Consider the following 23,627-nt stretch of genomic DNA (forward strand, 5'->3'; position numbering starts at 1 on the left):
CGCCAGCGCTAGACCCTGACGCGGAACGGCGTGAAGTTGGTGTGCCGGTCGAAGTAGTCCTCGTTCTCGGCCCGCTTCAGGAAGCCCACCACCTTGTACGTTACCGGCGTCATCACCACTTCCCACCCGGTCTTCAGCACATACTGCGCCACCGCCACCTGGATCACCTGCTCCAGCGGCCAGATGCCGTAGAAGGCAATGACGTAGAACAGCGACGAGTCCACCAGCTCGCCGGCCAGCGTCGAGCCGATGGTGCGCGTCCACAGCCACCGGCCCGCCGTCCACAGCTTCATCTTGGCCAGCACGTAGCTGTTGGTAAAGCTGCCGCAGCAGAACGCAATGAGCGAGCCGAGCGCGATGCGCCAGGTGTTGCCGAACACGTCCTGCAGGCTCTTCTGGTAGTCCGCCATGAACGGCGCCACCGGCATGTTCAGCACCACCACGCTCATGAAGGTGGCGAAGGCCAGCGCGGCGAAGCCCGCCCAGACCACGCGGCGGTCGCGCCCGTAGCCGTAGACCTCGGTCAGCACGTCGCCGAAGATGTAGGAGATCGGGAAGAACAGCACGCCCGCGCCGAAGGTGACCGTGCCGATCAGCGGCAGCGTCACCTGCGCCGCCTTGGCCGCGCCGATCAGGTTCGAGCACAGCAGCACGGTGACGAACGCCACCATGACGAAGTCGTAGTAGCGGTAGACGCGGCCGGCCTGGGGTGCGCTGGCGGGGCTGGCGGGGATGGCGGACATGGGGGCTCCCGGTTCTGGGGCGCTGGCGCGCAATGTTTTGCGCGCGATTATGCCAGCGGGCCCGGCAATCCGCCGCGCCAGGCTGGCCGCCGGCAGCCCGAAATAAAAATTCCCGGCCGAAGCCGGGAATCCTGAGCAGTGCGGAAGGGACGGGCGCAACGGCCGCGTCAGATGTCCAGCTTGGTAATCTTGGAGCCGTTCACGGAGACGTCGAACATCAGCCCGGCATTGGTCTGCACGAAGCCCACCACCGGCTGCTGCGTGGTCAGCGTATCGAGCTGGCCGTTGGCGCCGACCTTGGCGATCGCCACGTTGGCGTCGGCGCCGGCGGTCCAGCCCTTGCTGGAAACAAACTTGTTGTAGGCCTCCGGGGTCATGAACATGATGATGACCGCCTTGGACTGGCCGCCGGCGGTCAGGCCGACCGAGGCCTGCGCGGTGCTGTAGTAGCCCACCGTCGAGCCCTTCGCGCGCAGCGCGCCTTCGCCATACTCGCCGCCGACCACCAGGCCGGCCGCGATCACGCGCGGGAACACCAGGATGCCCTGCGCGCGCTGGGCCAGCTCGCGCGAGCCGTTGACCGACGTGTACAACCGGTTCAGCGCGCCATCGACGCCGGCGTCGATTTCCTTGCGCTTGGCGGCCGGATCGCTCGAGGCGCTGGTGCCGGTGGTGGTGCAGCCCGCGGCCATCACGGTGGCGACGAGCAGGCCCGATCCGGCGACCCGGGTAACAAAGTGGCGACGATTCATAGGTAACCTCCTGATGGGAAAAGTACCGCGCCTGATTCAGTGGCTCAGTTTGCTGCGGCTGCCGCTGGCGCCTTGACCGTAATGGCCACGACTTCACGGTAGACGATCTTGGCCATCTGGCCTTGCTTGATGCCCTTCAGGTCGATGGCCGGGTCCTGGACCTTGACCGTGCGCAGCGTCTCGCGCGGGCCGCGGAAGGTGAGCTGGCGCTTGGCCGGGTCGACCTTGGTGATCTGTGCGGTCACCGTGGTGGTGATCTCGCGCATGATGCCGGGCTTGCCGCCTTCGGCTGCGCGCGTGGTGCGCTCGACCGATTCGCCCAGTGCCGTCGCCTTGCTGTCGACCGGCTCCAGCGCCGCGACCAGTGCGGCGCCGCGCGCCACGGTGAGGATGTCGCCCTTGCGGATCTGGCCGAAATTGCGGACTTCGTCGCCACCCACCAGTTCCACCACGTTGCCGCGCGGGCCCTGCACCAGCACCGCCTTGGTGTCCGGATCGATATCGATGATCTTGCCGCTGATGACGGCTTCCTCGGCCACGCCGACCGGTGCGGGCGGGCGCTGGGCGTTGGCGGTGCCAGCGGTGAACGCGGTCAGGGCGAAAAGTGCGGCGAGCAGGCTGGAGCACTGGCGGATCATGGCTTTCCTTGACAGGTTTGCGAAGGAGCCGTGCCCCGGCGGACACAGCCGTCGCGGCACCAGGCAGGTGCCGATGAAGCCATTGTGGACATTCGGCCACCAGCCAGCAATCCACTTCGAAAAAATTTGGGGTGGGAATCTAAAACGCTTAATTGAACGCGGCGTGTGCGCCATGGCGCACGTCGTGCAGCCGGGTCAGGCGTCGCCGAACAGTTCGCCGGCGCCGCCCGCCATGCCTTGCGGGCTGGCCAGGCCGAAATGCCGGTAGGCCGCGGCGGTCGCCACGCGCCCGCGCGGGGTGCGCTGCAGGTAGCCCTGCTGGATCAGGTAGGGTTCCAGCACGTCCTCGATGGTGTCGCGCTCTTCGCCGATGGCCGCGGCCAGGTTGTCCACGCCGACCGGGCCGCCGCCGAACTTGTGCAGCACGGCCTCGAGCAGCTTGCGGTCCATCAGGTCGAAGCCGACGCGGTCCACATCCAGCATTGCCAGCGCGGCATCCGCCATCTCGCGCGTGATGGTGCCGTCGCCCTTGACTTCGGCATAGTCGCGCACCCGGCGCAGCAGCCGGTTGGCGATGCGCGGCGTGCCGCGCGCGCGCCGGGCGATTTCCAGCGCGCCCTGCGGATCGATGCGGGCCTGCAGCAACTGGGCCGAGCGGCTGACGATGCGGGCCAGTTCGTCGGCGGTATAGAACTCCAGCCGCGCGACGATGCCGAAGCGGTCGCGCAGCGGGTTGGTCAGCATGCCGGCGCGCGTGGTGGCGCCCACCAGCGTGAACGGCTGCAGGTCCAGCTTGACCGAGCGCGCCGCCGGGCCTTCGCCGATCATGATGTCGATCTGGTAGTCCTCGAGCGCCGGGTACAGGATTTCCTCGACGACCGGCGAGAGCCGGTGGATCTCGTCGATGAAGAGGACGTCGTTGGCTTCCAGGTTGGTCAGCAGCGCGGCCAGGTCGCCCGGGCGCTCGAGCACGGGGCCGGAGGTCTGGCGCAGGTTGACGCCCATCTCGCGCGCGATGATGTGGGCCAGCGTGGTCTTGCCCAGCCCGGGCGGGCCGAACAGCAGCACGTGGTCGAGCGCCTCGCGCCGGTTGCGCGCGGCGTGCATGAAGATATCGAGCTGCCCGCGCACCTTTTCCTGGCCGACATACTCGTCCAGCAGCTTGGGCCGCAGGGCGCGCTCGAACGCCTCCTCGTGCGACGAGGCGGGGGTCGCGGCGATCACGCGGGCGGGGGCGGCAAGCTTGTCTGTTTCGATCATGGTGGTCAGGGGCCCGGACAGCGGCAACAATGCGCCATTCTACGCGCCTATGCCGGACTCAAGCCTTGGACAGCGCCTTCAGCGCCAGCTTGATGCCCTCGGACACGCCGGTGCCGGCCGGCACCTGCTTGATCGCCGCGGCGGCTTCCTTCTCCGAGTAGCCCAGCGCCAGCAGCGCATTGAGCACGTCGACGGCGCTGTCGGGCACCGCCGGCGTGCCCGGCGCATGGCCCAGTTCCGCGCCGAGCTTGCCCTTGAGCTCCAGCAGCAGCCGCTCGGCGGTCTTCTTGCCGATGCCGGGAATGCGCGTCAGGCGCCCGGCTTCCTGCAGCGTGATCGCCTGCGCCAGCTCGGGCACGGACATGCCCGACAGCACCGCCAGCGCCATGCGCGCGCCGATGCCGGTGATCTTGATCAGTTCGCGAAAGGTGTTGCGCTCGGCCGCGCTGCCGAAGCCGTACAGCAGGTGCGCATCCTCGCGCACGATCAGCTGCGTCAGCAGCGTCACCGGCTGGCCCACCGCGGGCAGGTTGTAAAACGTGCTCATCGGCACGTCGACCTCGTAGCCGACGCCGTGGCAGTCGACCAGCAGGTGCGGGGGGTTCTTCTCGATGAGGGTGCCGGCAATGCGTCCGATCATGGTGCGGGGGGAGGGAACAGGAAGTCAGGAAAGAGGCGGCCGCCAGTGTAGCGCGGCGGCCGCACGGCTCAGCGCACCGGGGTATCGACGGCGCGCCGGCCCAGCGCCGGGTCGTCGGTAAAGAAGCCGTCGATGCCGGCCGCGACGAAGGCCTGCACCTCGCGCTCCATGCCCGCCGGGCTGCGCGTGGCATCGTCGCCGCCGGTCTGCAGCGCCCTGGGCAGGAAGCTGTTTTCCGGGCGGAAGGTGTAAGGGTGGACAAACAGGCCGGCGGCATGGGCCTGCTGCACGACTGCCGTCGGCGCGGCCAGCGCGCCGTTCGCGTCGCGCGGCACCACGCTGCTTTTTTCAGGGCCGATGCCGTCGGCGTAGGCCGCGATTTCGCGCAGGCCGGTCGCGCTCAGCATATCGCCGAAGGTGCGGCCGTCGCCGGCCAGCTTCCAGTCGGCCGGGCCCTTGCGCGGGTTGCCGATCAGCTGCACCAGCCTGACGTTGTCCAGTCCCTTGCCCAGCGTGCGCCGCAGCGTGCGCAGGCTGCCGCTCTCGAAGCACTGGATAAACACCGGCGCATTGCGCAGGTACGGCTGCGCCCGCAACGCCGCGGCCAGCTTGTCCTCCAGCGGCAAGCCGATGCCGCGGAAGTAGCTGGGGTGCTTCAGCTCGGCATAGATGCCGACGGGTTTGCCGGTGCGCAGCGCGGCCTGCTCGGCCAGGCGCACGATCTCGTCGAAGGCCGGCACCTCGAACTGGTCGTTCAGGCGCGCATTGGCCGGGCGCAGGCGCGGGATCCGTTCGCGCGCGCGCAGCGTCTTCAGTTCGGCCAGCGTGAAATCCTCGGTGAACCATCCGGTCAGGCGTTCGCCGTCGATCACCTTGGTGCGCTTGCGCTCGGCAAACTGCGGCAGTTCGGCGACGTTGGTGGTGCCGGTGATGTCGTTCTCGTGGCGCGCCACCAGCACGCCGTCGCGCGTGATGACCAGGTCGGGCTCGATCGCGTCGGCGCCGTCCTCGATCGCCTTGGCATAGGCGGCCAGCGTATGTTCGGGGCGCAGCGCGCTGGCACCGCGATGCGCGATCACCAGCGGCTTGGGCTGCGGGGCCGCAGCGGCCGCAGCGCTGGCGGCAGGCGCCGGCGCCGGCGCAGCCGGCGGCGCGGCGCGCTTGGCGCGCGGCGCCGTGGCGCAGCCCGCGGCCAGCACGGCGCACGCCGCGGCGGCGGCGGCCGGCAACAGCCAGCGCCGGCAGGCGGCAACAACATGGGCGAGGCTGGCGCGCGGGCGCGGCGCGCGCAGTCGGGACTGGCTAGGCATGCAGCGTTCCTGTGGTGGGACCAAGGCCCGATTGTAAAAGACGCGACAGCGCGCCGCGCTGCGCAGCGGGCGCGCTCAGCCGACCAGGCGCCCGCGCCGCACGCGCATGCCCTTGCGCACCAGGTCCGGCGCCAGGCCGGCGAGCGTGCCCAGGGTATCGCCGCCGTTGGCATGGCAGATCGCCACGCCCAGCGCATCGGCCGCATCGCTGCCGGGCTGGCCCGGCAGCATCAGCAGCCGCGTGACCATTTCCTGCACCTGCGCCTTGTTGGCGCGGCCATAGCCGACCACCGCCACCTTCAGCTGCAGCGCGGTGTATTCGAACACCGGCAGCCCGTAGCCGACCAGCCCGCAGATCGCCGCGCCGCGGGCCTGGCCGAGCAGCAGCGTCGATTGCGGGTTGACGTTGACGAAGACCTTCTCGATCGCCGCGCAGTCGGGCGCATAGGTCCGCGACACTTCGCTGATGCCGTCGTACAGCGTTTTCAGCCGCTCCGGCAGGTTGGCATTGCCGTCGCTCTTGATCGTGCCCGAGGCGATGTAGGCAAGCTTGTTGCCCTGCTTCTCGATCACGCCGAAGCCGGTGGTGCGCAGGCCGGGGTCGATGCCTAGGATTCGCATGGGGATGGGGTAGGGAGGACGCCGACTAGTGTATTGCTTTTTGCGCGGAGGGTCGCGCGAGGCGTCGCTGCAAAGGCGGGAAAGGCAGGATTTGTCCGCTGGCGTTTGCACGACCATTTGCGTGCTCCCTCTCCCGCTTGCGGGAGAGGGTTGGGGAGAGGGCCGGAATGTCCACGAAGTACGGCTTGTGGTATACCGGCGCCTGCCCTCACCCCCGGCCCCTCTCCCGCGCGCGGGAGAGGGGAGCAAACCGATGGGATCGGACGTGCTTAATGCCGGAAATGCCGCGTGCCCGTCAGCACCATCGCAATGCCGCGCTCGTCGGCGGCTGCGATCACTTCATCATCGCGCACCGAGCCACCCGGCTGGATCACGCAGGTCGCGCCCGCATCGACCACCACGTCGAGCCCGTCGCGGAACGGGAAGAACGCGTCCGATGCCACGGCCGAGCCGGCCAGCGTCAGGCCGGCGTTCTGCGCCTTGATGCTGGCGATGCGAGCCGAATCGACGCGGCTCATCTGGCCGGCGCCGACGCCCAGCGTCATGCCGCCGCCGCAGAACACGATGGCGTTGGACTTGACGAACTTGGCCACGCGCCAGGCGAACATCAGGTCGTCCATTTCCTTCGGGGTCGGGTGGCGGCGCGTCACCACGCGCAGCTCGGACGGCTGCACGTTTTTGGCGTCCGGGCTCTGCACCAGCAGGCCGCCGCCGACGCGCTTGAAGTCATGCTGGTTGATGCCCTTGCCCAGCGGGATCTCGAGCAGGCGCACGTTCTGCTTGGCCGCGAACACCGCGCGCGCGGCGGCGCTGAACGACGGCGCGATCAGCACTTCGACGAACTGCTTGGCAACCGCCTGTGCGGCGGCCTCGTCCAGCTCGACGTTGAAGGCGATGATGCCGCCGAAGGCCGAGGTGGAATCGGTCTTGAACGCCTTGTCATACGCTTCGAGCGCATTGGCGCCCAGCGCCACGCCGCACGGGTTGGCGTGCTTGATGATGACGCAGGCGGCGCCGGCGGCGGCGTCGAACGACTTGACGCACTCCCACGCGGCGTCGGCGTCGGCGATGTTGTTGTACGACAGTTCCTTGCCCTGCAGCTGCACATAGTTGGCGAGCGCGCCGTCGACGGCTTTCAGGTCGCGGTAGAACGCCGCCGACTGGTGCGGGTTCTCGCCGTAGCGCATTTCCTGCACCTTGTCGAAGGCCAGGTTCAGCGTCTGCGGGTAGGCGCTGCGGGCCTGGTGCGACTTGTCGGCACCGAGGCTGGTCAGGTAGTTGGTGATGGCGCCGTCGTACTGCGCGGTGTGCGCGAACACCTTGGTGGCCAGGCGGAAATTGGTGTCGTAGCCGACGCTGTTGCCGTTGGCGCGCATTTCATTCAGCACCACGGCGTAGTCGGCCGGGTCGACGATCACGGTCACGTCGCGGTGGTTCTTGGCCGCCGAGCGCAGCATGGTCGGGCCGCCGATGTCGATGTTCTCGATCGCGTCGGGCAGGGTGCAGTCATCCTTGGCCACGGTCTGCTGGAACGGGTACAGGTTCACCACCAGCAGGTCGATGGTCGGGATATTGTGTTCGGCCAGCGCGGCCATGTGCTCGGGCAGGTCGCGGCGCGCCAGGATGCCGCCGTGCACCTTGGGGTGCAGCGTCTTGACGCGGCCGTCGAGCATTTCCGGGAAGCCGGTGTAGTCGGCCACCTCCGTCACGGGCAGGCCGCTGTCGGCCAGCAGCTTGGCGGTGCCGCCGGTGGAAAGCAGCGTGACGCCGAGCGCGTTCAGTTCGCGCGCGAAATCGACGATGCCGGTCTTGTCGGAAACGGAGAGTAGGGCTTGCTTGATCATGGCAGTGGGAAACGCTTCAAATTCAAAGTAAACCGTGCTGCTGCAGCTTCTTGCGCAGCGTATTGCGATTGATGCCCAGGTAGGCGGCCGCCAGCGACTGGTTGCGCTCGGCGCGCACCATCACGGCTTCCAGCAGCGGCCGTTCGACCGCCTCGAGCACCATGTTGTACATGTTCGACGGCTCTTCGCCGTCCAGGTCGCGAAAGTACGTATCCAGGCTTTCCCGGATGCACTGGTCGATAGCGTTGCGGCTCATGCGGCAAGCAACTCCCCGTCTTTGTTGTTGTTCGCTTCGTCCCGGTCTTGCCCCGCGTCGTCGACATACACCAGCCGGTCGGAAATCTGCGCCTGCTCGTCGAAGAACGCGTTGACCGCCGCCAGCTGCTCGGCGGTGCTTTCCAGCGTGTTCATGCGGTGGCGGAACAGGTTGGCGCCGCGCAGCCCGCGCGTGTACCAGGCAATGTGCTTGCGCGCGGTGCGCACGCCGGTGAACTCGCCGTAGAAGGCGTAGTGGTCTTCCAGGTGCGCATTCATGATGGCGCGGATCTCGGCCACTTCCGGCGACGGCAGCATCTCGCCGGTCTTCAGGAAGTGCTCGATCTCGCGGAACAGCCACGGCCGGCCCTGCGCCGCGCGGCCGATCATGATCGCGTCGGCGCCGGTCAGTGCCAGCACCTCTTTGGCCTTCTGCGGCGTGGTGATATCGCCGTTGGCGACCACCGGGATCGACACCGCTGCCTTGACCGCGGCAATGGTCTCGTACTCGGCGTCGCCGTGGTACAGGTCGGCGCGGGTGCGGCCGTGGATGGTCAGCATGCTGATGCCGGCGTCCTCGACCATGCGCGCGACGCGCAGCGCATTGCGGTTTTCGCGGTTCCAGCCGGTGCGGATCTTCAGCGTGACCGGCACGCGGTCACCGACCGCGCCAACCACCGCCTCGACGATGCGCACCACCAGCGGCTCGTTCTGCAGCAGCGCCGAGCCGGCGGCGACGTTGCACACCTTCTTGGCCGGACAGCCCATGTTGATGTCGATGATCTGCGCGCCGCGGTCGACGTTGTAGCGTGCGGCCTCGGCCATCATCGCCGGCTCGGCGCCGGCGATCTGCACCGCGATGGGCTCGACCTCGCCGGCGTGGTTGGCGCGGCGCATGGTCTTCTCGCTCTTCCACAGCTGGGCATTGGACGCAACCATCTCCGACACCGCGTAGCCCGCGCCCAGCTGCTTGCACAGCTGGCGGAAGGGCCGGTCGGTCACGCCCGCCATCGGGGCGACAAACAGGTTGTTGCGGAGTTGGTGAGGTCCGATCTGCACGGCGGTGGTGGCGGTTGCTGGCGGTGAAGCGGCGGTCCTGGTGGCCCGGTCCCGGCGGCCCCGGCTGCGCCGCACGCCATTGCGCCGCGACGGACCGGGGCAGCCTGCTCAAGGGCTGGAGGGGAAACAGAGACGAAACGGAAAAACATGCCCCTGCCGAAACTGCTGCCGGCGGTGGATCGGGACATGTGCGAGGGCAGGATTCTACCGCCAAATCGGTCGCCGTTGCCCAAGATTTGAGCATCCGCGGCGCAGGGCGCCACCGGCCGTGGCGCGATGCGGCGCTGCCAGTGGCGCAAGCGCCACTGGCAGCGGCAGGCCGGCCGTTCAGCGGCGCATGCCGAACATCATGTGGCGCGCCAGCGCGTGGCGCAGCGGCGGCAGGCATGCCAGCGCCGCCAGCGACGCGCCGCGGGCATGGGCGGCGAGCGGGAAGCCGACGCCGAACACGCGCGGCAGCAGGTCGGTCACGCCGATGGTGACGGCGCGGTCCAGCCGGTGCCGGCCGGCAAACGCCTGCAGCGCCTGCGGGGTGCAGGCGCCGCGCAGCGAGTCGGCCAGCGCAAAGGCATCGCGCAGGCCCAGGTTCAGCCCCTGTCCGGCCACCGGATGCAGCGTCTGCGCGGCATTGCCGACCGCCACCACGCGCCCGTTGACCGTCACCGGGGCGGCGTTCAGCCCCAGCGGGAAGGCGTGGCGCTTGCCCGCCAGCGTGAACTGGCCCATGCGGTCGCCGAAGGCGCGGCCCAGCTCGGCCGCGAATTCGGCTTCCGGCAGCGCCAGCCGGCGCGCCGCCTGCTCCGGCGGGCAGCACCACACCAGCGCGTAGCCGGGCGTGCCGTGCTCCTCGTGCGGCAGCAGCGCCAGCGGGCCTTCCTCGGTAAAGCGCTCCCAGGCCCAGCCGGGCTGCGGGCGCGAGCACGTTACGTGGGCGATCACCGCGGTCTGGCGGTAGTCGCGCGTGCGCGCGCCGCGGCCCTGGTGCGCGGCCTGTTCATGGAACAGCCCGCCCTCGGCCTGCACCGCCAGGCGCGCGGCAAACCGTGCCGCCTGGCCGTCCGGGCCCGTGCCCTCGAGCTGCACGATGCCGGCATCCGCCACGTCCGCGCCGCGCGGCACCGGATCCTGTTCGATCCGCTCGATGCGGGTTTCGAACACGCGCCGCAGCCGGCCCGCGCCGGGTGCCTGCGCGGCCTGCGCCAGCGCGCGCTCCAGCACGTTGCACAGTTCGCCGTAGCGCACCACGTAGCCGAGCGCCGGCACGCCGTAGTCGTCATGGTGCAGCCGGACATGGCCGAAGCGGCCGCGCTGCGACACATGGATATGCTCGATCGGGCTGCCCGGCACCGGCCAGGCGCCGATCTGCTCCAGCAGCTGGCGGCTGCCGTGCGACAGCGCGATCGCGCGCGGGTCGCGCGCCGCGCGCGCCGGCGTGGCGGCGTCGATCAGCACGATGCGCCAGCCGGTGGTGCGCAACAGCTGGCACGCCAGCGCCAGCCCGACCGGCCCGCCGCCAACGATGGCGAGATCGGCGGGGCCGTCGAAATCAGGCTGCGCGGCCGGCATCGTCACTGCCTCCTGCATGGTCGGCATCGGTTCCGGGCTGGGCTTCGGCGCCGCGTTTCCAGCAGATTGCGTCCGAGCGCGACTTGCCTGCCGCGGCATCGCGCAGCGCGTTGTCGAGCTTCTGCTGGTTGAAGCCCGGCAGCGCGCGCAGCTGTTCCAGCAGCGCGGCATGATTGGCGGCATCGAACGGGACCACGCAGCCCTGGCGCGAGTCCGGCTCGCCGATCAGGATCAGCCACGCGGTGCCGGCCCATGGCGCGCGGTCGGACACGCGCACCACCACGCGCTCGAGCACGTTCCACGCGATCTCTTCACGCTGGCCGTCGGGGCGATGCACCACCACGCGGTCGTCGTACAGGTTGACGATAAACGGTTCGGATGGATCGGGTCGCCGGGCGCTGCCGGCCTGGTCGCGGGCGCCATCCTGGCCCGGCAGGATCCTGCGCAGCCAGCCGATCATCGCTGGCCCCCCGCGCTGGCGCGGTCGCGCATCAGCGCCTCGATCTCGTCGGCGAGCACCGGCACGCCGCGCGTGATCAGCTCGCAGTCGCCGTCGGTGACCACGGCGTCGTCCTCGATGCGGATGCCGATGTGCCAGTAGCGCTCGGGCACGTCCTCGGCCGGGCGCACGTAGATGCCGGGTTCGATGGTCAGCACCATGCCCGGCTGCAGCGGCCGCCACGGGCGCTCGCCTTCGCCGCTGTGGCCGGCGACGCGGTATTCGCCCACGTCATGCACGTCCATGCCCAGCCAGTGGCCGGTGCGGTGCATGTAGAAGCGGCGGTAGCTGCCGCTGGCCAGCACGTCGTCGAGCGTGCCTTCCTTGTTGCGGTCGAGCAGGCCGGTATCGAGCATGCCCTGCGCCAGCACGCGCACGGCGGCGTCATGCGGCACGTTGTAGGGCACGCCGGCGCGGGTCTCGGCGATGGCGGCCTGCTGCGCGGCCACGACCAGGTCATACAGCTCGCGCTGCGCCGGCGAGAAGCGGCCCGAGACCGGGAAGGTGCGTGTGATATCCGACGCGTAGCCATCCAGCTCGCAGCCGGCGTCGATCAGGCACAGGTCGCCGTCCTTCAGCTCGGCCGGGCCGGCGCGGTAGTGCAGCACGCAGGCGTTGGGGCCGGCGGCGACGATCGAGTTGTAGGCCACGCTCTGCGCGCCATGGCGGCGGAATTCATAGAGCAGCTCGGCTTCCAGGTGGTACTCGCGCAGGCCGGCGCGGGTGGCCTGCATCGCGCGCACATGCGCGCCCGCGGAAATCGCCGCGGCGCGGCGCATGGTGGCCAGCTCGCCGGCATCCTTGAACAGGCGCATTTCATCGAGCAGGGTGCGGATATCGAGCGCCACCGACGGTGCGGCCACGCCGGCGCGGCTTTGCATGCGCACCGCGTCGAGCCAGCGGCGCATCTGCATGTCGGTGCGGATCGAATCGGCCAGCGGGTAGGCCAGCTGCGCGCGGTTGGCGAGCAGCGGCGGCAGCGTGGCGTCGATCTCTTCGACCGAATACGCTTCGTCGAAGCCGAACGCGGCGCGCGCGCCTTCGGGGCCGAAGCGGAAACCGTCCCAGATCTCGCGCTCTTCATGCCTGGGGCGGCAGAACAGGATGCTGCGGTCGGCTTCGGCCGGGTCGCCGGGCGCGCCGGCGACCAGCACCAGCACCGCTTCGGGCTCGGTAAAGCCGCTCAGGTAATAGAAATAGCTGTCGTGCCGGTACGGATAGTCGCTGTCGCGGTTGCGCATGGCTTCCGGCGCGGTGGGCAGGATCGCCACGCCGCCGCCGCCGGCGCGCAGTTGCTGCAGCACTCGGGCGCGGCGTTCGCGGCAGGCGGCGAGGAGGGCAGTGTCGGGTACGGACATGGTCTGGCCTGATAAGAAGGATCAGACCGATTCTACCGCCGCCGGCGGCGCCGCTGCGCCAGTGGCGCCAAAGTCGCGCGCTAGCGCCCTTGCGCGGCCGACAGCATGGCGTCCAGCTCGGCCAGCTGCGCCGGCGTGCCCACGTTCTCCCAGCGCCCGTCGAAGCGCTCGCCGGTGGCGGTGCCGGCGGCGATGCCGGCGTGGTAGATCGGCGTCATCGCCACCCGCGTGCCCGGCACGATATCGGTGAACAGCCGCGTGTCATACAGCCCGATATTGCCGAACGTGAGCCGCGTGCCGTTGGCCGGCTCGGCCTCGAGCGACAGCCGTCCGTGCGCGTCCAGCGCGAAATCGCCGCGCGGGTGGAACGGGGGGTTCGGCACCATCACCAGGTGCATGCGGGGTGCGGCGGCGCCCGCCAGCGCCTGCGCGCGCGGCAGCAGAGCGCGGAAATCGTAGTCGCAGAAGATGTCGCCGGACACCGCCAGGAAGATCTCGCCGCGGACCGGGTCCTGCGACAGCAGGGGCAGGGCCCTGGCGATGCCGCCTGCCGTTTCCAGCGCCTCGCCTTCGGCTGAATACGCAATGCGCACGCCGAAACGGCTGCCGTCGCCCAGCGCGGCTTCGATCTGCGCGCCGAGCCAGGCGTGGTTGATGACGATGTCGCGCAGCCCCGCGCGCGCCAGCGCTTCGATCTTCCAGGCGATCAGCGGCTTGCCGCCCACCGCCAGCAGCGGCTTGGGGCAGGCATCGGTCAGCGGACGCATGCGCTCGCCGCGGCCGGCGGCAAAGATCATCACCTTCATCGGAACAGGGCCTCCAGGGCAAGCAGCGTGGCCATGCCGCCGGCAATGGTCCAGCCCACGCTGCGGGTTCGTGCGGCAATCAGGATGGCGACCACGCCGGCCACCAGCCTGGCGTTGGTCGGGGTCAGGGCAAGCTCGCCCTGCTGCATCAGCAGGTCAGGGGCGATCAGCGCCGACAGCATCGCGGCCGGCACGAACTGCAGCGCGGTGCGAAACCACGACGGCAGCCGCACCCGGCCTTCGACGGCGATGAACGACAGGCGGATCAGGAAGGTGGCCAGGCCCGCGGCCAGGAACACCCACAGCAGCGTCAGCGCGCTCATGCGGCCTCCTTGCCGGTGGTGCCGCTGGTGCCAGAATCAGCGGCGTGGCTGGCGGCGCGCGGCCCGGGCCGGTTGCCGCGTCCCAGCACCAGCATGCCCACGGCAATGCCGCCGAGCGCGGCCACCATCAGGCCCAGCTTGTGCGGCAGGCTGTAGCACGCCACCGCCAGCACACTGGCCGCCAGCGCCGCGGCGACATGCGAGCGGTGCTTCAGGCCCGGCACGATGATGCCGATGAAGGTCAGCGGCAGGAAAAAGTCCAGCGGCCAGTCGCGCGGCACCTGCGCGCCGACCAGCACCCCGGCCAGCGTCGACAGCTGCCAGCTCGCCCACAGCGCGAAGCCGCCGCCGAAGTAGTACCAGTGGCGGTAGCGCGCGCGCGGGCCGGTATCGCCCAGCCGGTGCGTCATCGCGGCAAAGGCCTCGTCGGTCAGCAGGTAGGCGATCAGCGCCTTCCAGCGCCGCGGCAGGTGCGCCAGCGTCGGCGCGATGGTGGCCGAATACAGCGCGTGGCGCAGGTTGACCATGGCCACCGTCAGCGTGATCACCACCGCCGGGGTGCCGGCGCTCCACAGCTGGGTCAGGATCATCTGCGAGGCGCCGCCGAACACGATCGCGCTCATCGCGCAGGCCAGCCATGCGGGCATGCCGGCGCCGACCGCCAGCACGCCGTAGATCAGCCCGAACGGCACCACGCCCAGCAGCATCGGCGCGAGCGCGCGCGCCCCGGCCAGCCATTCGCCGGCGGCGGTGATGGCGGGCGCAGCGCTGTCGTCCGGACCGGAGGCGTGATCGGGCATGGCGTCAGAAGGTATAGCCGGCCGGGCTGGCCACGCCTTCGAGCGCGTCCAGCAGGCGGATCAGCTTGCGCAGTTCGGTATAGCGCCCGGCCACCTGGCGGGTGTACTTCATCACCAGCGGCAGGTTGGCCAGGTAGCCGTCCTTGCCGTCGCGGTGGTACAGGCGCGCGAAGATCCCCAGCACCTTCAGATGGCGCTGCAGCCCCATCCATTCGAAGTCGCGGTAGAACTCGCCGAAGTCGGCATTGACCGGCAGCGCGGCCTTGCGCGCGCGTTCCCAGTAGCGGATCAGCCAGTCGAGCTGCTGCTCTTCATCCCATTCGATATAGGCGTCGCGCCACAGCGAGACCGCGTCGTAGGTGATCGGGCCGGTCACGGCGTCCTGGAAGTCCAGCACGCCCGGGTTGGCGCTGCCGTCGAGCACCATCAGGTTGCGCGAGTGGAAGTCGCGGTGCACGTAGACCTGGGGCTGGGCGAGGTTGTTGGCAAGCAGCGCCTCGGTCACTTCGCGCCAGTCGGCCTGCTGCGCGTCGGACAGCGTCGCGCCGAGATGCCTGGCCACGTACCACTGCGGGAACAGGTCCAGCTCGCGCTGCAGCAGCGCGCGGTCGTAGGCGGGCAGTTCGCCGGGGCGGGTGGCGGCCTGGATGCGCACCAGCGCGGCGGCCGCGTCGGCGTACAGGCCGGGCGCGGAGGACTCGTCCAGCTTCGACAGGTAGGTCTGGCTGCCCAGGTCGGCCAGCAGCAGGAAACCCTGGTCCAGGTCCTGCGCCAGCACCGTCGGCACGTTCACGCCGGCGGCGCCGAACAGCTGGCAGACATGGATGAACGGGCGGCAGTCCTCGTGCGCGGGCGGGGCGTCCATCACGATCGCGGTGGGATGCGCGGGATGGCCGGTGCGGACGCGGAAATAGCGCCGGAAGCTGGCATCGGCCGAGGCCGGGACGCAGGAAGCGGGATCGGCGGACCATGCCGGTCCGAGTCCGGCCACCCAGGCCTTGAGCTGGTCCAGGCGCGGGTCGTGGGGAAGAGCTGCCATACAGGTACTTGTCGGAGGCACGTGTGGGGATGGGGGCGCGGGGCGGAGCGAAAGGGAAAGCCCTCGATGACGCCGCAAATGAAACCGGAAGTAAGCGGCAAGAGCACCCCGGGTTGCCCCGTATAATACCCGACCAGACCGGGGCGCCGGTGGCCTCCGGGAGGGGCCGCGTTGCCCCGCAGCCTGCCCCGGCGGGGCCTGGCGGCCTGCAGGCGAGCCGCTGTCCGTGCCGAGACTGACCACCCGTGCGAATGACCGAACCACAACGATCACCGAACAACAGGGCCTTGCCTGCGCCTGCTTCCCCCCGCGCCCCGGCCCGCGCCAGGCGCGCCGGCGGCCTGCATGCGGGCGCGCTGCGCCCGCTGGTGCTGGCCATGGCCGGCCTGTCGGCCGGTGCCCATGGCCAGATGACCGGCTCGGCGATCCCCGACCTCGACCAGGTCGAGCCGGTGTTCGAAGCCGCCCCCCCGGCGCCGCCATTGCCGGTCGAGTCCGGCGAACTGGTGCCGCGCCTGGCCGAGCCGGCCGCCCGGGGCGAGTCCGACCCCGACGCCCCCACCTTTATCGAAGCCGACCGCATGACCGGCTACAGCGAGCGCGGCGTCGCGCTGGAGGGCCATGCCGAACTGCGCCGCGACGGCGGCGTGGTCAAGGGCGACAAGCTGACCTACGACCAGGACACCGACGAGGCCTTCGCGCAGGGCAATGTGCGCATGTCGCGCGGCGGCACGCTGGCGGTCGGCCCGGAGGCGCGGCTCAAGGTCGAGGCCAACGAAGGCTATATGCTGTCGCCGGACTACTACTTCCAGCAGACCGGCGGCACCGGCAAGGCCGAGCGCATCGACTTCCTCGACCAGAACCGCAGCACGGCCCGGCAGGCGTCGTACACCACCTGTTCGCCCGACAACGCCGACTGGTATTTCAGCGCCAACCGGATCGACCTGGACAGCGACCGCCAGGTGGGCGTGGCCTACGGCGGCGTGCTGAACTTCTTCGGCGTGCCGATCGCGGCCGCGCCCGCGTTCAGCTTCCCGCTCAACGACGACCGCCGCAGCGGCTTCCTGCCGCCGCTGATGGGCTACAGCTCGAAATCGGGTTTCGACCTGACCGCGCCGTACTACGTCAATATCGCGCCCAACCGCGACCTGACCCTCTACCCGCGGCTGATGACCGAGCGCGGCCTGCAGCTCGGGGGCGAGTACCGCTACCTGAGCGAAACCTATTCCGGACGCGTGCGCGCCGAGTTCCTGCCGGACGACCGGAAGACCAACTCGAACCGCTGGGCCTACTCGCTGCAGCACACCCAGACGCTGGCGCCGGGGCTCGGCGCCTACCTGAACCTGAACCGGGTATCCGATGACCGCTACCCGGACGACTTCAACCGCAGCGTTTCGCAATCGACGCTGCGGCAGTACACGCAGGAAGGCGGCGTCACCTACAACTGGCAGGACTTCACCCTGCTGGCGCGGGTGCAGAAGTTCCAGACGCTGCGTCCCAGCGAGCCATCCTACGAGCGCGTGCCGCAGCTCAACGGCAAGTACCTGCGCTATGACCTGGGCGGCTTCGACGTGCAGATGGAAGCCGACTACACGCGCTTCCGCATTCCGCTGACGTCCACCGGCTTCCAGCAGCCGCAGGGCGAGCGCATGTATTTCCAGCCGAGCATCAGCTACCCGATCGTGCGCGCCGGCTGGTACGTGACGCCCAAGGTCTCGTTCAACGCCGCGCAGTACCAGATGGAAGCGGCCACCAACACGCCGACCGCGCAGAACAATCTGTCGCGCGCGATCCCGACCGTCAGCCTGGACTCGGGCATGACCTTCGAGCGCGATGCGCCGACCATCAGCCGCCTGTTCGGGGTCAACTATGTGCAGACGCTGGAGCCGCGCCTGTTCTACGTCTACACGCCGTTCCGCGACCAGAGCCAGTTCCCGCTGTTCGATACGGTGCAGTCCGACTTCGGCTACGGGCAGATCTTCAGCGAGAACCCGTTCACCGGTTACGACCGCATCGCCGACAACAACAAGCTGACCGGCGGCGTGACCACGCGACTGATCGAGTCCGATACCGGCATCGAGCGCTTCCGCGGCACGCTGGCGCAGCGCTATGACTTCAGCGGCCAGCGCGTGCAGCTCAACGGCACGCTGACCGATCCCAAGGCGGGCTCGTCGGACCTGCTGGCCGCCACCACCATCCAGCTGTTCCGCGGCTATTACCTGGATGCGGGGGTGCAGTTCAACCCGGATTCGGACCGGATCAACTACGGCAACGTAGCGTTCACGTACCGGCCCGAGTCGCGCAAGGTGTTCAACGCCGGCTACCGCTACCGCCGGCCCACCTCGGTGACCGACAACACTGCGATCGACCAGTTCGAGGTGTCGAGCCAGTGGCCGATCACGCGCCGCGCCTACGGCATCGCGCGCTTCGCCTTCGACCTGACCGCCAGCCAGATGGTCGATGCGCTGGCCGGGGTCGAGTACGCTGCCGACTGCTGGGTCGGGCGCGTGGTCTACCAGCGTTTCCGCAATACCACCCAGGGCTACACCGGGCGGGTCTTCCTGCAGGTGGAGTTCCGTGGCCTTTCCAAGATCGGGTCCAACCCGTTGAACATCCTGCGCCTGAACGTGCCGGGCTACGAGCCGGTCTCGGCCAAGCCGGTGCCGACGACCCAGTTCGATCACTATGAATGACGGATTACGATGAAACGTCAAGAATTCGCCGTGTTTTCCTTTTTGCTGACGTCCTGGCACCGCCTGCTGCTGCCGGCCGTGCTGGCCGCGATGGCGCTGCCCGCCGCCGCGCAACTGAAGGCACCCGGGTCGCGCGCCAGCGGCATCTTCGTGCCGCAGTCGTCCGATGTCACCGCCCCGTCCAGCCAGCCCAAGCTCGGCGTGCCGCAGGCCGGCGGGCAGAAGCGCTCGCAGCTGATCGACGAAGTGGTGGCGGTGGTCAACAACAGCGTGATCACGCGGCGCGAACTGCTTGACCGCGCCGACGAGATCGAGGGCCAGCTGCGCGCCGCCGGCCGGCCGGTGCCCGCGCGTGCCGACCTGCTGGGCGAGGTGCTCGAGCGCCTGGTGATGGAGCGCGTGCAGGCCCAGGCAGCGCAGGACGCCGGCATCCGCGTGACCGACCAGGAAGTCGACCGCGCCATCGAATCGGTGGCGCAGCAGAACCAGATGAACGCGGCCGAGCTGCGCCGCCGGGTCGAGGGCAGCGGCATGACCTGGACCAAGTACCGCGACGAGCTGCGCAAGCAGGTGCAGGTGATCCGCCTGCGCGAGCGCGAAGTCGATTCCAAGGTGCAGGTCTACGACGGCGAGATCGACAACTACCTGGCGGCGCGCGGCGGCCAGGGCGCGGCCGGCGGCCCGACCGAATACAACATGGCGCAGATTCTCGTGCGCGTGCCCGAGAATGCCTCGGACGCGCAGAAGCAGGCGCTGCGCGCCAAGGCCGAGGGGCTGCTCAAGCAGGCCGCGGACGGCGCCGACTTCGCGCAACTGGCGCAGGCCAACTCCGAAGGCCCCGAAGCGGCCCAGGGCGGCGCCATGGGCTTCCGCGAGATCGGCCGCCTGCCGGCGCTGTTCGCCAATGCCGTGGTCGACCTGCAGCCCGGCGCGGTGGCGCCGCAGGTGATCGAGAGCGCCGCCGGCTTCCATGTGGTCAAGCTGGTGGCCAAGCGCGCGGCGCCGGCCTCGGGCCCGGCCGCGGCGGGCAAGATCACGCAGACCCAGGTGCGCCATATCCTGATCCGCACCGGCCCCAACATGCCCGAGGCCGAGGCGCGCCGCCAGCTCGGCACGCTGCGCGACCGCATCACCCACGGCGGCGACTTCGCCGACGCCGCCAAACGCTTCTCGCAGGACGGTTCGGCGCAGAACGGCGGCGATCTCGGCTGGGTCTCGCCGGGCGAGCTGGTGCCCGAATTCGAGCAGGCCATGAGCCGGCTGCGCCCGAACGAGATCTCCGAGCCGGTGGTCACGCAGTTCGGCGTGCACCTGATCCAGGTGCTGAACCGCCGCGAAACCGAGCTGTCGCCCGAGAAGCAGCGCGACTTTGCCCGCGCCGAAGTCCGCGAACAGAAGCTGCGCGCCGCCTATGATGACTGGGTGCGCCAGCTGCGCTCGCAGGCGTACGTGGAGTACCGGGTCAACCGGCAGCGCTGACGCGCCGGTCCCCGTCCGTCCGACGACAAGCGCCGACCCGACATGCCCGACCCGCTAGCCCTGGCCATCACCACCGGAGAACCCGCCGGCATCGGCCCCGATATCACCATCGGGGCCTTGCTGCAGCTGGCGGGCGCCAACCATGGCGCCGACGGCGGGGCGTACCGCTTCCATGTGCTGGGCGATGCCCGCCTGCTGGCCGAACGCGCCGAGGCGCTGGGCGCGACCCATGCCTGGGAGCGGCGCATTGCCGACGGCGGCGTGGTGATCGAGGACATCCCGCTGGCGGTGGCGTGCGAGGCCGGACGGCTCGACGCGCGCAACGGCCCCTATGTGCTGAAGCTGCTCGATGCCGCCATCGACGGCTGCCGCGCGCACGGCGGCGCCGCGCCCCGGTATGCCGCGATGGTCACGGCACCGGTGCAGAAGAGCACCATCAACGACGCCGGCGTGCCCTTCACCGGCCATACCGAGTACCTCGCCGACCGCGCCGGCGTGGCGCGCGTGGTGATGATGCTGGCCGGCCCCCAGCCCGCGCACGACCACGCCATGCTGCGCGTCGCGCTGGCCACCACCCACCTGCCGCTGCGCGCGGTGCCCGACGCGCTGTCGGTGCCGCTGCTGGTGCAGACGCTGACGATCATCGATGCCGACCTGCGCCGCGGCTTCGGCATCGCGCGGCCGCGCATCCTGGTCACTGGCCTGAACCCGCACGCCGGCGAAAGCGGCCACATGGGCCGCGAAGAGATCGACATCATCACGCCCGCGCTGGCGCAGGCCAAGGATGCCGGCATCGACGCGCGCGGGCCGTTCCCGGCCGACACGCTGTTCCAGCCGCGCCACCTGCGCGATGCCGACTGCGTGCTGGCGATGTACCATGACCAGGGGCTGGCGCCGCTCAAGTACGGCACCTTCGGCCACGGCGTGAATATCACGCTGGGGCTGCCCTTCATCCGCACGTCGGTGGACCATGGCACCGCGCTCGACCTCGCCGGCACCGGCCAGGCCGAACACGGCAGCATGATCGAGGCCATCCGCACCGCGGTTATCATGTCTGGCCACGCCAATGGCCGCCGGCCCGGCAGCGCCGGCGCCACCGGCCACACCCCTACCGGCACGCAGCCGCCATGCTGAAGCCGGACTAAACCATCATGCGTTCTAACGTGCACCAGGGCCATGTGGCCCGCAAACGATTCGGGCAGAACTTCCTGGTCGACGACACCATCATTCACGGCATCGTCAATGCCATCAGCCCGCAGCCCGGCGACGTGCTGGTCGAGATCGGCCCGGGCCTGGGCGCGCTGACCGCGCCGCTGCTAGAGCGGATCGCGCAGATGCAGGTGGTCGAGCTGGACCGCGACCTGGTCGAGCGGCTGCGCCGCCGCTATGGCGACCGCCTGCAGATCCACGCCGGCGACGCGCTCGACTTCGACTTCGACAAGCTCGCCGTGCCGGGCCGTCCGCTGCGCATCGTCGGCAACCTGCCGTACAACATTTCCAGCCCGCTGCTGTTCCACCTGATGGAGTTCGCCGACCACGTCCACGACCAGCACTTCATGCTGCAGAAGGAGGTGGTCGAGCGCATGGTTGCCGAGCCCGGCAGCAAGGCCTTCGGGCGGCTGTCGATCATGCTGCAGGTGCGCTATTACATGGAGCACGTGCTGGATGTGCCGCCGGGCGCCTTCAACCCGCCGCCCAAGGTGGACTCGGCCGTGGTCCGCATGATCCCGTGGCCGCGCCACGGCGACGGCCGGCTGCGTTCGCCGCATGCCGATTGCGACATCACCGTGCTCGGCGACGTGGTCACGGCGGCGTTCTCGCAGCGGCGCAAGGTGCTGCGCAACACGCTGTCGTTCCTGCGCGACCAGGTCGACTTCGATGCCATGGGCTTCGACCTGGGCCGGCGCGCCGAGGAAGTGCCGGTCGGCGAGTATGTCGAGCTGGCCCGGCGCCTGGGCGACAAGGCTTCCGGCCAGGCCGCCTGAGCGCGCGCCGAATTCCCGCATTCCCAAGCATCCAGACTCTCCCCGCGACTATTTCCGTGCAAGACCGTCCCATGACAGCCCAAACCAGCCAAACCAACCGGCGTCCCGTGATCCTGACCGGCGACCGTCCCACCGGCCCGCTGCACCTCGGCCACTATGTCGGCTCGCTCAAGAGCCGCGTCGCGCTGCAGGATTCGCACGAGCAATACCTGCTGCTGGCCGACACCCAGGCCATGACCGACAACGCGCACGATCCCGACAAGGTGCGCCGCAACGTGCTGGAGGTGGCGCTGGACTACCTGGCCGTCGGCATCGACCCGGCCAAGACCACCATCACGGTGCAGTCGCACCTGCCCGCGCTGGCCGAGCTGACGCTGATGTACCTGAACTTCGTCACGGTGGCGCGGCTGGAGCGCAACCCGACCATCAAGGAAGAAATCCAGGCACGCGGCTTTGGCCGCGACATCCCGGCCGGCTTCCTGTGCTATCCGGCCTCGCAGGCCGCCGACATCACCGGCTTCAAGGCTGAAGTCGTGCCGGTGGGCGAGGACCAGGCGCCGCTGATCGAGCAGACCAATGAAATCGTGCGCCGCATCAACCACCAGGTCGGCCGCGAAGTGCTGCCCGAGTGCAAGGCGATGATCCCGCAGTTCGGCCGCCTGCCCGGCGTCGACGGCAAGGCCAAGATGAGCAAGTCGATGGGCAACGCGATCGCGCTGGGGGCCGCGCCCGAGCAGATCAAGGCCGCGGTGCACAGCATGTACACCGACCCCAACCACCTGCGCGTGTCCGATCCCGGCCAGGTCGAGGGCAACGTGGTGTTCACCTACCTGGATGCGTTCGATCCGAACACCGAGGAAGTGCAGGCGCTGAAGGAACACTACCAGCGCGGCGGCCTGGGCGACATGGTGCTCAAGCGCCGTATCGAGGGCGTGCTGCAGGACATGCTGGCCCCGATCCGCGAGCGCCGCGAAGCGCTGGCCAAGGACCCGGACTATGTCTTCGACATCCTGCGCGAGGGCACCGCAAAGGCGCGCGCGCTGACGCAGAAGACGCTGGAGGAAGTGCGCGACGCGCTGGGCATGTTCTCGTTCGAGGCGCGGCGGTAAACCCCGCCGCGCGGAAGAAGGAGAGCGGTGTTGGGTGCGCCCAAGCCGCTCGAGCTAGCCTGAGCAAGGTGTTCTCCCTCTCCCCTCAGCGGGAGAGGGTTGGGGTGAGGGGTGGTTTAGCTAGGAACCACATCAAGCAAGGCCAACGTCTTTGGGTGCGCCCAAGCCGCCCGAACTAGCCTAAGCAAGGTGTTCTCCCTCTCCCCTCACGGGGAGAGGGTTGGGGTGAGGGGTGGNAGGGTTGGGGTGAGGGGTGGTTTAGCTAGGAACCACATCAAGCAAGGCCAACGTCTTTGGGTGCGCCCAAGCCGCCCGAACTAGCCTAAGCAAGGTGTTCTCCCTCTCCCCTCACGGGGAGAGGGTTGGGGTGAGGGGTGGTTTAGCTAGGAACCACATCAAGCAAGGCCAACGTCTTTGGGTGCGCCCAAGCCGCCCGAACTAGCCTAAGCAAGGTGTTCTCCCTCTCCCCTCACGGGGAGAGGGTTGGGGTGAGGGGTGGTTTAGCTAGGAACCACATCAAGCAAGGCCAACGTCTTTGGGTGCGCCCAAGCCGCCCGAACTAGCCTAAGCAAGGTGTTCTCCCTCTCCCCTCACGGGGAGAGGGTTGGGGTGAGGGGTGGTTTAGCTAGGAACCACATCAAGCAAGGCCAACGTCTTTGGGTGCGCCCAAGCCGCCCGAACTAGCCTAAGCAAGGTGTTCTCCCTCTCCCCTCACGGGGAGAGGGTTGGGGTGAGGGGTGGTTTAGCTAGGAACCACATCAAGCAAGGCCAACGTCTTTGGGTGCGCCCAAGCCGCCCGAACTAGCCTAAGCAAGGTGTTCTCCCTCTCCCCTCACGGGGAGAGGGTT

Annotated in this window: 22 protein-coding genes; 5 read left to right on the plus strand and 17 right to left on the minus strand. The window is 69.4% G+C overall.

Annotation, left to right across the window (positions count from 1 at the left end):
- Positions 1 to 8 precede the first annotated feature (8 nt).
- From CBM2594_RS03565 to CBM2594_RS03645, 17 genes are all read right to left on the minus strand, one after another.
- Positions 9 to 743 carry a queuosine precursor transporter gene (locus CBM2594_RS03565; RefSeq protein ID WP_116355632.1) on the minus strand — a complete coding sequence of 245 codons (735 nt, stop codon included), beginning with the start codon at positions 741 to 743 and terminating at the stop codon, positions 9 to 11.
- A gap of 167 nt (positions 744 to 910) precedes the next feature.
- Positions 911 to 1,495, minus strand: coding sequence for a BPSL1445 family SYLF domain-containing lipoprotein (locus CBM2594_RS03570; protein ID WP_116355633.1), 585 nt, complete (start codon positions 1,493 to 1,495; stop codon positions 911 to 913).
- 44 nt (positions 1,496 to 1,539) lie between these two features.
- A complete protein-coding gene (locus CBM2594_RS03575) occupies positions 1,540 to 2,133 on the minus strand; it encodes a hypothetical protein (protein WP_116355634.1) in 594 nt (197 codons plus the stop codon).
- Between the two features lie 195 nt (positions 2,134 to 2,328).
- Positions 2,329 to 3,393 carry a Holliday junction branch migration DNA helicase RuvB gene (gene ruvB / locus CBM2594_RS03580; RefSeq protein WP_116357674.1) on the minus strand — a complete coding sequence of 355 codons (1,065 nt, stop codon included), beginning with the start codon at positions 3,391 to 3,393 and terminating at the stop codon, positions 2,329 to 2,331.
- Positions 3,394 to 3,451: 58 nt separating this feature from the next.
- A complete protein-coding gene (gene ruvA / locus CBM2594_RS03585; RefSeq protein WP_116355635.1) occupies positions 3,452 to 4,033 on the minus strand; it encodes a Holliday junction branch migration protein RuvA in 582 nt (193 codons plus the stop codon).
- Positions 4,034 to 4,101: 68 nt separating this feature from the next.
- Positions 4,102 to 5,343 (minus strand): glycerophosphodiester phosphodiesterase, encoded by a 1,242-nt coding sequence (locus CBM2594_RS03590; protein WP_116355636.1) that lies wholly within the window; start codon positions 5,341 to 5,343, stop codon positions 4,102 to 4,104.
- 75 nt (positions 5,344 to 5,418) lie between these two features.
- On the minus strand, positions 5,419 to 5,964 hold the full coding sequence (gene ruvC, locus CBM2594_RS03595; protein WP_012351785.1) for a crossover junction endodeoxyribonuclease RuvC: 546 nt from the start codon (positions 5,962 to 5,964) through the stop codon (positions 5,419 to 5,421).
- A gap of 269 nt (positions 5,965 to 6,233) precedes the next feature.
- Positions 6,234 to 7,808, minus strand: coding sequence for a bifunctional phosphoribosylaminoimidazolecarboxamide formyltransferase/IMP cyclohydrolase (gene purH, locus CBM2594_RS03600; protein ID WP_116355638.1), 1,575 nt, complete (start codon positions 7,806 to 7,808; stop codon positions 6,234 to 6,236).
- A 22-nt stretch (positions 7,809 to 7,830) separates the two neighbouring features.
- A complete protein-coding gene (locus tag CBM2594_RS03605) occupies positions 7,831 to 8,064 on the minus strand; it encodes a Fis family transcriptional regulator (protein WP_010813887.1) in 234 nt (77 codons plus the stop codon).
- On the minus strand, positions 8,061 to 9,122 hold the full coding sequence (gene dusB / locus CBM2594_RS03610; RefSeq protein WP_116355639.1) for a tRNA dihydrouridine synthase DusB: 1,062 nt from the start codon (positions 9,120 to 9,122) through the stop codon (positions 8,061 to 8,063). The genes CBM2594_RS03605 and dusB overlap by 4 nt, the downstream gene beginning before the upstream one ends.
- Before the next feature lie 327 nt (positions 9,123 to 9,449).
- The gene (locus tag CBM2594_RS03615; protein ID WP_116355640.1) at positions 9,450 to 10,688 is read right to left on the minus strand and encodes a UbiH/UbiF/VisC/COQ6 family ubiquinone biosynthesis hydroxylase; all 1,239 of its coding nucleotides are present in this window, start codon (positions 10,686 to 10,688) and stop codon (positions 9,450 to 9,452) included.
- Positions 10,669 to 11,148 carry a hypothetical protein gene (locus tag CBM2594_RS03620; protein WP_116355641.1) on the minus strand — a complete coding sequence of 160 codons (480 nt, stop codon included), beginning with the start codon at positions 11,146 to 11,148 and terminating at the stop codon, positions 10,669 to 10,671. The genes CBM2594_RS03615 and CBM2594_RS03620 overlap by 20 nt, the downstream gene beginning before the upstream one ends.
- Positions 11,145 to 12,545: an aminopeptidase P N-terminal domain-containing protein gene (locus tag CBM2594_RS03625; RefSeq protein WP_116355642.1), complete on the minus strand. Its 1,401-nt coding sequence runs from the start codon at positions 12,543 to 12,545 to the stop codon at positions 11,145 to 11,147. Before CBM2594_RS03625 ends, CBM2594_RS03620 begins: the two co-directional genes overlap by 4 nt.
- Positions 12,546 to 12,625: 80 nt before the next feature.
- On the minus strand, positions 12,626 to 13,351 hold the full coding sequence (murU, locus tag CBM2594_RS03630) for an N-acetylmuramate alpha-1-phosphate uridylyltransferase MurU (protein WP_116355643.1): 726 nt from the start codon (positions 13,349 to 13,351) through the stop codon (positions 12,626 to 12,628).
- Positions 13,348 to 13,674, minus strand: coding sequence for an AzlD domain-containing protein (locus CBM2594_RS03635; protein WP_012351792.1), 327 nt, complete (start codon positions 13,672 to 13,674; stop codon positions 13,348 to 13,350). The genes murU and CBM2594_RS03635 overlap by 4 nt, the downstream gene beginning before the upstream one ends.
- The gene (locus CBM2594_RS03640) at positions 13,671 to 14,474 is read right to left on the minus strand and encodes an AzlC family ABC transporter permease (protein ID WP_116355644.1); all 804 of its coding nucleotides are present in this window, start codon (positions 14,472 to 14,474) and stop codon (positions 13,671 to 13,673) included. The genes CBM2594_RS03635 and CBM2594_RS03640 overlap by 4 nt, the downstream gene beginning before the upstream one ends.
- 4 nt (positions 14,475 to 14,478) lie before the next feature.
- Positions 14,479 to 15,513 (minus strand): aminoglycoside phosphotransferase family protein, encoded by a 1,035-nt coding sequence (locus tag CBM2594_RS03645; RefSeq protein ID WP_116355645.1) that lies wholly within the window; start codon positions 15,511 to 15,513, stop codon positions 14,479 to 14,481.
- A gap of 251 nt (positions 15,514 to 15,764) precedes the next feature.
- On the opposite strand from CBM2594_RS03645, the gene CBM2594_RS03650 reads away from it, so the two are divergent.
- From CBM2594_RS03650 to trpS, 5 genes are all read left to right on the plus strand, one after another.
- Positions 15,765 to 18,206 carry an LPS-assembly protein LptD gene (locus CBM2594_RS03650; protein ID WP_116355646.1) on the plus strand — a complete coding sequence of 814 codons (2,442 nt, stop codon included), beginning with the start codon at positions 15,765 to 15,767 and terminating at the stop codon, positions 18,204 to 18,206.
- 9 nt (positions 18,207 to 18,215) lie between these two features.
- Positions 18,216 to 19,685 carry a peptidylprolyl isomerase gene (locus tag CBM2594_RS03655; protein ID WP_116355647.1) on the plus strand — a complete coding sequence of 490 codons (1,470 nt, stop codon included), beginning with the start codon at positions 18,216 to 18,218 and terminating at the stop codon, positions 19,683 to 19,685.
- 42 nt (positions 19,686 to 19,727) lie between these two features.
- The gene (gene pdxA, locus CBM2594_RS03660) at positions 19,728 to 20,819 is read left to right on the plus strand and encodes a 4-hydroxythreonine-4-phosphate dehydrogenase PdxA (RefSeq protein ID WP_116355648.1); all 1,092 of its coding nucleotides are present in this window, start codon (positions 19,728 to 19,730) and stop codon (positions 20,817 to 20,819) included.
- A gap of 17 nt (positions 20,820 to 20,836) precedes the next feature.
- Entirely contained in the window at positions 20,837 to 21,670 is an 834-nt protein-coding gene (gene rsmA / locus CBM2594_RS03665; protein ID WP_116355649.1) for a 16S rRNA (adenine(1518)-N(6)/adenine(1519)-N(6))-dimethyltransferase RsmA, read from the plus strand.
- Positions 21,671 to 21,741: 71 nt separating this feature from the next.
- A complete protein-coding gene (gene trpS / locus CBM2594_RS03670; RefSeq protein WP_116355650.1) occupies positions 21,742 to 22,779 on the plus strand; it encodes a tryptophan--tRNA ligase in 1,038 nt (345 codons plus the stop codon).
- Positions 22,780 to 23,627: the final 848 nt, after the last annotated feature.

This window comes from Cupriavidus taiwanensis, assembly GCF_900249755.1.
Lineage (GTDB): Bacteria > Pseudomonadota > Gammaproteobacteria > Burkholderiales > Burkholderiaceae > Cupriavidus > Cupriavidus taiwanensis_D.

Excerpts from the sequence above, each read along its gene's own strand:
- CBM2594_RS03565 (WP_116355632.1), bottom strand. The coding sequence starts at position 743 with ATGTCCGCCATCCCCGCCAGCCCCGCCAGCGCACCCCAGGCCGGCCGC.
- CBM2594_RS03570 (WP_116355633.1), bottom strand. The coding sequence starts at position 1,495 with ATGAATCGTCGCCACTTTGTTACCCGGGTCGCCGGATCGGGCCTGCTC.
- CBM2594_RS03575 (WP_116355634.1), bottom strand. The coding sequence starts at position 2,133 with ATGATCCGCCAGTGCTCCAGCCTGCTCGCCGCACTTTTCGCCCTGACC.
- ruvB (WP_116357674.1), bottom strand. The coding sequence starts at position 3,393 with ATGATCGAAACAGACAAGCTTGCCGCCCCCGCCCGCGTGATCGCCGCG.
- ruvA (WP_116355635.1), bottom strand. The coding sequence starts at position 4,033 with ATGATCGGACGCATTGCCGGCACCCTCATCGAGAAGAACCCCCCGCAC.
- CBM2594_RS03590 (WP_116355636.1), bottom strand. The coding sequence starts at position 5,343 with ATGCCTAGCCAGTCCCGACTGCGCGCGCCGCGCCCGCGCGCCAGCCTC.
- ruvC (WP_012351785.1), bottom strand. The coding sequence starts at position 5,964 with ATGCGAATCCTAGGCATCGACCCCGGCCTGCGCACCACCGGCTTCGGC.
- purH (WP_116355638.1), bottom strand. The coding sequence starts at position 7,808 with ATGATCAAGCAAGCCCTACTCTCCGTTTCCGACAAGACCGGCATCGTC.
- CBM2594_RS03605 (WP_010813887.1), bottom strand. The coding sequence starts at position 8,064 with ATGAGCCGCAACGCTATCGACCAGTGCATCCGGGAAAGCCTGGATACG.
- CBM2594_RS03615 (WP_116355640.1), bottom strand. The coding sequence starts at position 10,688 with ATGCCGGCCGCGCAGCCTGATTTCGACGGCCCCGCCGATCTCGCCATC.
- CBM2594_RS03620 (WP_116355641.1), bottom strand. The coding sequence starts at position 11,148 with ATGATCGGCTGGCTGCGCAGGATCCTGCCGGGCCAGGATGGCGCCCGC.
- CBM2594_RS03625 (WP_116355642.1), bottom strand. The coding sequence starts at position 12,545 with ATGTCCGTACCCGACACTGCCCTCCTCGCCGCCTGCCGCGAACGCCGC.
- murU (WP_116355643.1), bottom strand. The coding sequence starts at position 13,351 with ATGAAGGTGATGATCTTTGCCGCCGGCCGCGGCGAGCGCATGCGTCCG.
- CBM2594_RS03635 (WP_012351792.1), bottom strand. The coding sequence starts at position 13,674 with ATGAGCGCGCTGACGCTGCTGTGGGTGTTCCTGGCCGCGGGCCTGGCC.
- CBM2594_RS03640 (WP_116355644.1), bottom strand. The coding sequence starts at position 14,474 with ATGCCCGATCACGCCTCCGGTCCGGACGACAGCGCTGCGCCCGCCATC.
- CBM2594_RS03645 (WP_116355645.1), bottom strand. The coding sequence starts at position 15,513 with ATGGCAGCTCTTCCCCACGACCCGCGCCTGGACCAGCTCAAGGCCTGG.
- CBM2594_RS03650 (WP_116355646.1), top strand. The coding sequence starts at position 15,765 with ATGACCGAACCACAACGATCACCGAACAACAGGGCCTTGCCTGCGCCT.
- CBM2594_RS03655 (WP_116355647.1), top strand. The coding sequence starts at position 18,216 with ATGAAACGTCAAGAATTCGCCGTGTTTTCCTTTTTGCTGACGTCCTGG.
- pdxA (WP_116355648.1), top strand. The coding sequence starts at position 19,728 with ATGCCCGACCCGCTAGCCCTGGCCATCACCACCGGAGAACCCGCCGGC.
- rsmA (WP_116355649.1), top strand. The coding sequence starts at position 20,837 with ATGCGTTCTAACGTGCACCAGGGCCATGTGGCCCGCAAACGATTCGGG.
- trpS (WP_116355650.1), top strand. The coding sequence starts at position 21,742 with ATGACAGCCCAAACCAGCCAAACCAACCGGCGTCCCGTGATCCTGACC.